Raw genomic sequence first — 8,469 nt, 5'->3', positions numbered from 1 at the left:
AAAAAGACATAAGATGCAAGACACAAGATCCAAGACTTGATTTCTCGACAACTTTGAGAACTTGATAACAAGATAACCATTACAACCACTACAACAATTACAACAAAATACACCCCTATGTTTTCTATGACCCTATGTGGTAAAAAATTCATATTGTTCCATCTGTGACCATCCTTTAAATCTGTGGTAAAAAATTCCCTTCCCTGTTTTGGAGTAAAAAGACACAAGATCCAAGACACAAGATCCAAGACTTGATTTCTCGATAACTTTCCCAACCTGACAACGCGCAGCAGATAATCTGACAACAATTACAACAACTAGAACAATTACAACCACTGGAAAGAGACCCTTCGTTCCTCAGGGTGACGCGCCCGACAACCATTACAACCACTACAACAATTACAACATTTTCCCCCTATGTTCTCTATGACTCTATGTGGTAAAAAAAAATCCCATCTGTGACCATCCTTTAAATCTGTGGTAAAAAATTCCCTTCCCTGTTTTGGAGTAAAAAGACATAAGATTCAAGACACAAGATCCAAGACTTGATTTCTCGACAACTTTCTCAACCTGACAACGCGCAGCAGATAATCTGACAACAATTACAACAACTAGAACAATTACAACCCTTTCAACCAGAAAACCCGACATCGCGAAGCTGAAAACCATTACAACAATTACAACAACTATAACAATTACAACTTCCCCAAACCGACAACGCAAAGCAGACAACCATTACATTTTCTTCCAGATTCTCCAAAAAATGCAACACTCCCCTTCTTAGAAAAGGTCAATTCTAAAAAAAATAATTCAATAAAAATTCCATAATTAGCCATTTTACCCCCCAGTCTCCCCCCACCTTCCTCCCACCTTCCCCCCACCTTCCGTTATACCCTCCCCCACCATTCGTTAACTTTTGACCAATTTCCAAGAAACCATATAATTATACCGATATTTTCTACACTTGTACTTTTCCAAGGTGAACAATGACACCAATTTACCTTTTGAACTAAGTCTGAAAATAATTTGAACAAGTTTTCTATTTCAATGAATCTGCTGTGGTCTGTGGACTACGGACTGTGAACTAATTCACAAATCCAGCATAATCCGCAGAAACCGCACTTTTCCGCAGAATCCGCAATATCCGCAGGATCCGCAGATTGCTTTTTTTTCCACAGCCAGCCTACCCACATTTGATCATGTTTCACATAAACCAAATCAAAAATGGCAAAGCAAGCAAGTGCATTCAAACTCGAAGGTAACATAGGAGGATTCTCCTTCTACAAAACCAGGGACGGCCACATGGCCCGAGAAAAAGGAGGCGTCTCCAAAGACAGGATCATGACCGATCCCAAGTACGCTCGGACCAGGGAAAACCTGAAAGAGTTTTCCGAAAATGCCAAGACGGTAAAAATGCTTAAAGATACCATCAGACCTGCAGTTCTCAGAATAGCAGACTCCAAATTTCACGCAAGATTGATAAGGGAGATGATGAAAGTCCTAAGAACAGATCCTGTCAATGGCAGGGGGAAAAGGATTGTGGCGGAAGGTGACTGGAGCCTGATTCAGGGCTTTGAAATCAATTCCAATGCCGTCCTCTCAGGCTCGGTCAAGACAGAAATTGCCCTGACCAACACCCCGACAGAATGGGGATTTTCCATCGACCCTTTCCTGCCGGTGGATTTCCTGTCCATTCCCTTGGGAGCAACACATTTCAAATTGATGGCTGCAGGGGCATCATTTGATTTCCAGGCAGGGACCAAAAGTTTCATTCTCGATGCCGGAATAAACCATCCCGTGGAGCAACTTACCGGACTCATCACCATGACTATCCCAAAGGCAGGTTTACCTGAACCCAACAAGCTGTTTATCATAGGGATCGAATTCCTGCAGGTGGTCAATGGGCAGAACTACGCTTTCAACAGCGAAGAGCACAATGCAGCAGCAATTGTCACCGTAGAAAAAGTCTAAGGCCATGAAGCTGCTCATGAAAAGGGAGTATGGAACGCACGTAACTAGGGGAGAAATTTCCCTCTACGGAAAGCTGCTTTGCAAAACCCTGGAACCTTCGATATCATCAGAAAGTATCCCCTGTCCGGAAGGATTGTTCAGATTGGAATGCGAATATGACGAGAACAGCGGTTGGCACCTCTATTTTGATGTGGATGACAGACACATAAAAATCAGGTACAATGCGGTATCAGCTGCAAAGGACTGCATAGTCCCGGTCACCTGTTTCAAAGAAAGCATACCCTTGTTCACCCGACTTGCATGTAGGAAGTTGACCGACAGGTTGATGGATTGCATGGAAGAGGGGGAAGAGGTATGGCTGGAGATTTACAGTAAGCTCAAACCTTCAAAACAGACACGATGGAAATTGAATCCGCAGAATACCTTGCAGGTGCAGGAGGGGTAATTTCTTTGATGCTCTCCATCATTGCATACCTGTTGAAGTTCCTCCTGCAGGACTTCAGGGCCCTGCAGCTCAACCTCCATGAGGTGCAGACCAGGTACCAATTGATGGAAGTAGCCATGCAGGCCATGTCCAAGGACTTGAATGCTCTCAGGTTACAGCTGCAAAAGAAAGCTCCGCCAGTCTAGGCAAGAAATAAAAAGTAGCCTTTTGACCAATCATCCCTGTCTTATTGAGATGGGGATGATTTATTTCTTTTATTCTTCATTTCTTCAACAATAATCCTCCAAGCTCTTAATTCCGACAAATTCCCTCTTGTTTAATTTTGAATAGGCCGCCATCCCTTCATAATTGAAGATAAATTTAAAAGAAATTCAAGCATTACATTATTGCAACTGTCAAGCTTTGAAACACTCATAATTTTTATTTTGAAATACCCCACAATTCTGTTTTTAAAATCAATTTAATGATTACTTTTGAGCCTTCGAACCAAAAGCAGGTTCTGAATCCAATGTCAAAAGTGAATTGGAAAGTATTTTGAATATACAAGTCTTTATTGTTCAGATAGTTAGATTTTGAAGTTTACTTCTTAATCTCACAATTGAAACAAAGGCAAAAATTAGCTCGGGGTGTAGCGTAGCCCGGTATCGCGCCACATTTGGGATGTGGAGGTCGTAGGTTCGAATCCTGCCACCCCGACTTATAATTATTATTGCGCACGTGGCGAAATTGGTAGACGCACTGCTTTCAGGTGGCAGCGCCCTTGGGTGTGGAAGTTCGAGTCTTCTCGTGCGCACAAAAACAAAAAAGAGGCTAATCAGCCTCTTTTTTGTTTTTTACCTTTCTCAAAAATGCCTTCAAGAAATTCTCATTTTTTTCATTCACCGGAAATTTATCCCCTAACAAATAGCCATAAGGCGCCAAAGAAGGGATCCTGTCAAATGTGATTTTTAAAACTCCCATCAAAGGAATAAACAAAATCATCCCGGATACACCCCACAGGCTTCCTCCAATCAATATTGCCAAAATCACCACCATGGCATTTACCTTGACCTTTGAACCCACTATCACTGGTGTAATCAGGTTATTTTCAATCAGCTGAATGATCCATAGGACAAACATGGTAAAAAATGGATAGAAAAGGCTGTCAGTTGTCAATAGCACATAGATCACAACCAAAAAAGAGCTGATGATCACTCCTACATAGGGGATAAGGTTCATCACTGCGATCAATACTGCGAATAGCAAGTAGTATTTGATGCCTAAAAAATAAAAAAACACCCCAGACATCACTGATACAATCCCCGTCACGATCGTTATACCTACCAAATAGGACTGAATGACCTTGCCTGAATCATCTATCCAGGTTAAAAGGGAATGATTGTCCTCTCCGGAAATTTTTTTGAGAAACTCCATGAAGAAATCAGTGTAATAAAGCATCAAAAAAATGAATAAAGGAACGATTCCTGCCAAAGTAAGGGATTTTCCGGCACCCAAAAGTGTAGCATTCAGGTTTTCGGGTGTAATAAGACTGCTGATCTTAGGCATCGATGATTCTTCAAAACCAACCATGCCACCCAAGTCTATAAAATAGGCGGAGATCTTTTTATTGAACGATTCGCTGATTTCAGGAATATCCAAAATCAAACTCAGCACCTGATTGATCAATGTATAAAATACAAAGAGTGCAATGGCTGATATCAGAATGATGGTCAGGGCAATGGCAAGTCCACGGGGGAGTCTTTTCTTTTCAAACCAGTTTGAAATGGGGTACAGGGAAAAGGCAAAGAAAATACCCCATACCACAGGAATGATGATGAATGATCCGACCTTCAAGATCCAAAAAACAATGACAATGATGAAGAGGATATAAGCTGTTTTCTGGACGCGGGCTAAAGAAACTGCCATTTTTGGTGATTTTGATTCAAGTTAAAAATTTTACAAATCAATGGTATCAAATAGCCTCAAATAATAAACAAGCCACCATCTTCCAACACTTCTTGGTATTTTTTGCGATCGAAAGAATATAGATACGGTGACTTGTGGGCCACGCCCCTTTTTACCTCATCCAGTTTGGTCACTATCCCCGAATGGAGGATTTTTTTTTGAAAATTTCGGGGATCAATTTTTCTTCCCAAAATGGCCTCATACATTCTCATCATTTCCGGCATCGTAAATTTTTCGGGGAGAAGATTATACCCCACAGGCTGATAACTCAACTCCAACCTCAAAGAATGCAATGCCTTTTTTAAAATGTCGTAATGGTCAAACAGCAATTCAGGAACTTCCTCCAAATCCCACCACCTGCATTCATCTGTAAATTCATCAGGATTGGGAAAAACGGCAGCATAATCCACCAAAGCATAATAGCCGATGGAAATGGTCCTGTCAAACCATGCTCTAGGGTCGATGATATAAGAAAGCTTATCAGAAAGTTCCTGACTATCATACCTTTCTGTTTTGCCAAAAGTGTAAAACTGCCTCAAAAAAATATGATCTAACCCTGTCCTTTCCTGCAAAATCCGGATGGCAGCATCGTCGATATCTTCCATTTGCCGGATCCATCCTCCCGGCAAACTCCAATATTCCCTGCTTTTCCACTTGAGTAAAAGCACTTTCAAAGACCCGGCATGAAAACCAAAAATGACACAATCCAGCGAGAGTTGGGGGAAAACCTCCTCATTATCAAAATCCAAATTCCCGGTCCTCAGTTTTGCCATAGCATTATTATCGTATAAACGATGTGATTCTTTTGAATTCGCTAAATAATTAAATCCATGAATAGAGGGGAAAATCAGTTACCACCAGATACATCTTCGGTCTTCCCTGCCTACCGGAGGCAGGCGTCCCCATCATTAATGAATTTTGGCTTACTAACATTAATGCGATTAATAACCTGATTCAATATGTCCAATTTACACAATGATCTGAAATATTTTTTTATATTTGAAATACGAACTTGATTCATTTCAAAAACAAATATTACTTGATGGTTATCCGCTTCTTTGCAAGTAACCCTATATCCTTTTACAGTCGGGACGGAAGACCGAAGTCGGAAGACCGATGTAGCGTGCAGTTAAGTTCAAAGCCCAGAATTTGAATAGATTTCATACTCACGGGCTTCATTTCTTACATACTTAAATTTCTTAAAGAAATCATCCAATAGATCAACAAGTTATCATTTCCACTGAAAGAAAAATATCAACCATTTTATAGCAATCAAACTATAAATTTTAAGATTAATTAAGCCAAATTGAACTTAAACCAAGTAAAATCCCCCTGATGTCTCATTAGGGGGATTTTTATTTACATCCCGACTTAACAACAGGTAACAACGCGCAGCAGACAACCAAAAAAGACACCAGAAACAAGTACCAAGAATCAAGTACCAAGTACCAAGAAGGCGCAGCAGATAGCCTGACAACAATTACAACAACTACAACAATTACAACAACTACAACAATTACAACCTAATTCCCAGCTCCTCCTATCCCTACAACTTTTTCCAACTCGACAACAACGACAACGCGAAGCAGACAACCAAAAAAGACACAAGATGCAAGACACAAGATGCAAGAATTGATTCTCTGATAACTTTCCCAACCTGACAACGCCCAGCCGACAACCATTACAACCACTACAACAATTACAACTTTCCCAACCTGACAACGCGAAGCCGACAACCATTACAACCACTACAACCACTACAACAATTACAACCTAATTCCCAGCTCCTCCCATCCCTACAACCTCTCCCAACCTCCCCCCTCCAAACAATAAAACCAAATATCAACCTTTCAACAATTATCAATGATTTCATTTTGGGGTTTGGATATATTTGTGAACAGGTGATTTTCTAAAACAAATTCTATGAAGAAGCATTATTTAATGACATTATTAATGGTGGGATGGGTTGCGCTGCAGCTTCACTCCCAGACATTGGACGGATTCTCAAAAAATGCTGTAACCAAACAGTTGGACTTTGAAAAGCAATTCAAAGAGACCGTTGACTTTAGCAGGTTTAGAATCCACCTGGAAGCCATCACCTCAGAACCGCATGTTTCTGGCACCGCTGCCAATGAAAAAGTGAAAGATTACATGGCTGAATCCATGAAAAAGTCAGGTTGGGATGTGGTCGTCTATCCGTATGACCTCTATTTGTCCAAAGGCCCGGGAGAATCCATTGTGGAAATCGTCACCCCTATCAGGCAACCCCTCAACCAACAAGAGAACATCCTAGCCGAAGATCCTTACTCTTCTAATCCAAACCTTTGGAAAGGTTGGAATGCTTTTTCTGGGAATGGAGACGTGACCGCAGAAGTGGTCTATGTCAATTATGGTGTCAAAGCAGACTTTGAAAAGCTCAAAGAAATGGGAATTGAAATCAAAGGAAAAATAGCATTGGCGAGATATGGTGGGAATTTCAGAGGCTATAAAGCCAAATTCGCAGAAGAATACGGCGCGGTTGGTTTGATCATATTCACAGACCCAGCAGATGCCGGGTACATGAGGGGTCCGGTGTTTCCTGAAGGGACTTTCTATGATGAAAGCTCCATCCAAAGGGGATCTTTGTTAACAGTCGATTGGACCGGAGATGCATTGACGCCTTTTGAGCCTGCACTTCCTTTGGATGGCAAAGTCAAAATTAAAAGATTGAAACCTGAAGAGGTAAAAGGATTGCATACCATTCCTGTCACACCCATTGGCTATGGAGCTGCCAAAGAAATCATTGGCAAAATGAATGGAAAAGCCGTTCCTGCAGGTTGGCAGGGAGGTTTGCCTTTTACCTACAGAATTGAAGGCGGCAAAGATTTGACTGTCAGACTCAAAGTGCAGCAGGAAAAAGGCATGACGCGTGCAAACAATGTGGTAGGAACCTTAAAAGGTGAATTGTATCCTGACGAATGGATCATCCTTGGATGCCATTATGATGCTTGGGGTTTTGGTTCTACCGATCCCAATTCCGGCACGGCAATGTTGCTGAGCATGGCAGAAACCATGGGGAAAATGGCGAAAGATGGGAAAAGACCTGCCCGATCCATCTTGATAGCCCATTGGGATGCAGAAGAACATGGCGTGATCGGATCCACAGAATGGGTCGAGCAATTCCGTGATGAATTGGGAGCAAAAGCGGTTGCCTATATCAACCTGGATGCTGCTGTATCCGGAAGGAATTTTGGTACAGCCGCCTCTCCTACTTTGAAAAAAGTGATCATGGAATCAGCCAAGCAGGTGGCCTATCCCGATTCGGCCAAGACTGTTTACGAGGTTTGGGCAGCCGGCAAACCTGAACCAAGCATAGGAAATCTAGGTGGTGGTTCGGATCATATCGGCTTTTATATGCATGTTGGTATACCCTCCATCAGCGGGGGAGCTAGCGGCCCTTCGCTGTACCATACCAACTACGATGACCTTTATTTCTATGAGAAATTTGCCGACCCCACTTTCAAAATGGGGGGTATGGTAGAGCAGGTTATTGGAGTCATGGCTCTGAGGTTGGCCAATGCGGAGATTATACCCTATGAGGCTTCCAGATATGCTACTGACCTGGCCCTGCATTTTGAAAGTGCAGAGAAAAGTGTCAAAGCGTATGACAAAAATTTTAAGGGCTTTGAAAAATCAAAAGCAGCCCTTGCAGGTTTGAAGACAAGTGCAGAAGCCCTCGACAGCAAGATCGCTGCCACTTTATCCGGAAATCAGCTTGATTCTAAAAAGATCAAAGGCGTCAACAAAGACCTAATCGCCTTGGAGAAAAGCTTTATCGACCCAAAAGGAATGTATTATGGGAATTGGTACCGGTCATTGTATGCCTCCACAGATCCATTTAGTGGATACGCATCATGGATGCTTCCCGGAATCCAATACGAAGCGGAAATGAAATCCTCTGCAAGGTTAGCCGAATGGGATGACCGATACAGCAAAGCCATTCTGGATCTCAAATCAAAGATGGATACACTTCTGAAAAGCCTTTAATCTATCCAACAAAAAAAACCGGCGTCTGCCGGTTTTTTTTATTTCTACATTTTTGCTCCGCACTAGACATATCAAATTCAAAT

At 41.9% G+C, this 8,469-nt stretch carries 6 protein-coding genes and 2 tRNA genes; 6 read left to right on the top strand and 2 right to left on the bottom strand.

Translation table 11 applies throughout. The annotated features are described in order from the left end of the window. Positions 1 to 1,224 precede the first annotated feature (1,224 nt). The 5 genes from M3O96_RS19720 (at position 1,225) to M3O96_RS19700 (ending at position 3,209) form a co-directional block, all read left to right on the top strand. Positions 1,225 to 1,971: a hypothetical protein gene (locus M3O96_RS19720; protein WP_249723609.1), complete on the top strand. Its 747-nt coding sequence runs from the start codon at positions 1,225 to 1,227 to the stop codon at positions 1,969 to 1,971. Positions 1,972 to 1,975: 4 nt separating this feature from the next. Continuing rightward, the gene (locus M3O96_RS19715) at positions 1,976 to 2,416 is read left to right on the top strand and encodes a DUF5675 family protein (RefSeq protein ID WP_249723608.1); all 441 of its coding nucleotides are present in this window, start codon (positions 1,976 to 1,978) and stop codon (positions 2,414 to 2,416) included. Then, positions 2,371 to 2,601: a hypothetical protein gene (locus M3O96_RS19710; protein ID WP_249723605.1), complete on the top strand. Its 231-nt coding sequence runs from the start codon at positions 2,371 to 2,373 to the stop codon at positions 2,599 to 2,601. Before M3O96_RS19715 ends, M3O96_RS19710 begins: the two co-directional genes overlap by 46 nt. Before the next feature lie 437 nt (positions 2,602 to 3,038). Then, positions 3,039 to 3,112 (top strand) — tRNA-Pro (locus tag M3O96_RS19705). Positions 3,113 to 3,127: 15 nt separating this feature from the next. Beyond that, positions 3,128 to 3,209: transfer RNA gene (locus M3O96_RS19700), tRNA-Leu, on the top strand. A gap of 17 nt (positions 3,210 to 3,226) precedes the next feature. Here M3O96_RS19700 and M3O96_RS19695 read toward each other — a convergent pair. Together M3O96_RS19695 and M3O96_RS19690 are read right to left on the bottom strand one after the other, a co-directional pair. Next, complete coding sequence (locus M3O96_RS19695) at positions 3,227 to 4,321, bottom strand: AI-2E family transporter (protein WP_249723603.1); 1,095 nt, start codon at positions 4,319 to 4,321, stop codon at positions 3,227 to 3,229. 56 nt (positions 4,322 to 4,377) lie between these two features. Further along, a complete protein-coding gene (locus M3O96_RS19690; RefSeq protein WP_249723601.1) occupies positions 4,378 to 5,133 on the bottom strand; it encodes an NUDIX hydrolase in 756 nt (251 codons plus the stop codon). Positions 5,134 to 6,283: 1,150 nt separating this feature from the next. Between M3O96_RS19690 and M3O96_RS19685 the strand changes: the two genes are divergently transcribed. After that, positions 6,284 to 8,386, top strand: coding sequence for a M28 family peptidase (locus M3O96_RS19685; RefSeq protein WP_249723599.1), 2,103 nt, complete (start codon positions 6,284 to 6,286; stop codon positions 8,384 to 8,386). Positions 8,387 to 8,469: the final 83 nt, after the last annotated feature.

Source organism: Aquiflexum sp. TKW24L (assembly GCF_023502205.1).
Lineage (GTDB): Bacteria > Bacteroidota > Bacteroidia > Cytophagales > Cyclobacteriaceae > Cognataquiflexum.
This window is presented reverse-complemented; position numbering and strand designations above follow the sequence as displayed.

What these genes read in the sequence shown, in the direction of transcription:
- M3O96_RS19695 (WP_249723603.1), bottom strand. Translation starts at nt 4,321, where the DNA reads ATGGCAGTTTCTTTAGCCCGCGTCCAGAAAACAGCTTATATCCTCTTC.
- M3O96_RS19710 (WP_249723605.1), top strand. Translation starts at nt 2,371, where the DNA reads ATGGAAATTGAATCCGCAGAATACCTTGCAGGTGCAGGAGGGGTAATT.
- M3O96_RS19690 (WP_249723601.1), bottom strand. Translation starts at nt 5,133, where the DNA reads ATGGCAAAACTGAGGACCGGGAATTTGGATTTTGATAATGAGGAGGTT.
- M3O96_RS19715 (WP_249723608.1), top strand. Translation starts at nt 1,976, where the DNA reads ATGAAGCTGCTCATGAAAAGGGAGTATGGAACGCACGTAACTAGGGGA.
- M3O96_RS19685 (WP_249723599.1), top strand. Translation starts at nt 6,284, where the DNA reads ATGAAGAAGCATTATTTAATGACATTATTAATGGTGGGATGGGTTGCG.
- M3O96_RS19720 (WP_249723609.1), top strand. Translation starts at nt 1,225, where the DNA reads ATGGCAAAGCAAGCAAGTGCATTCAAACTCGAAGGTAACATAGGAGGA.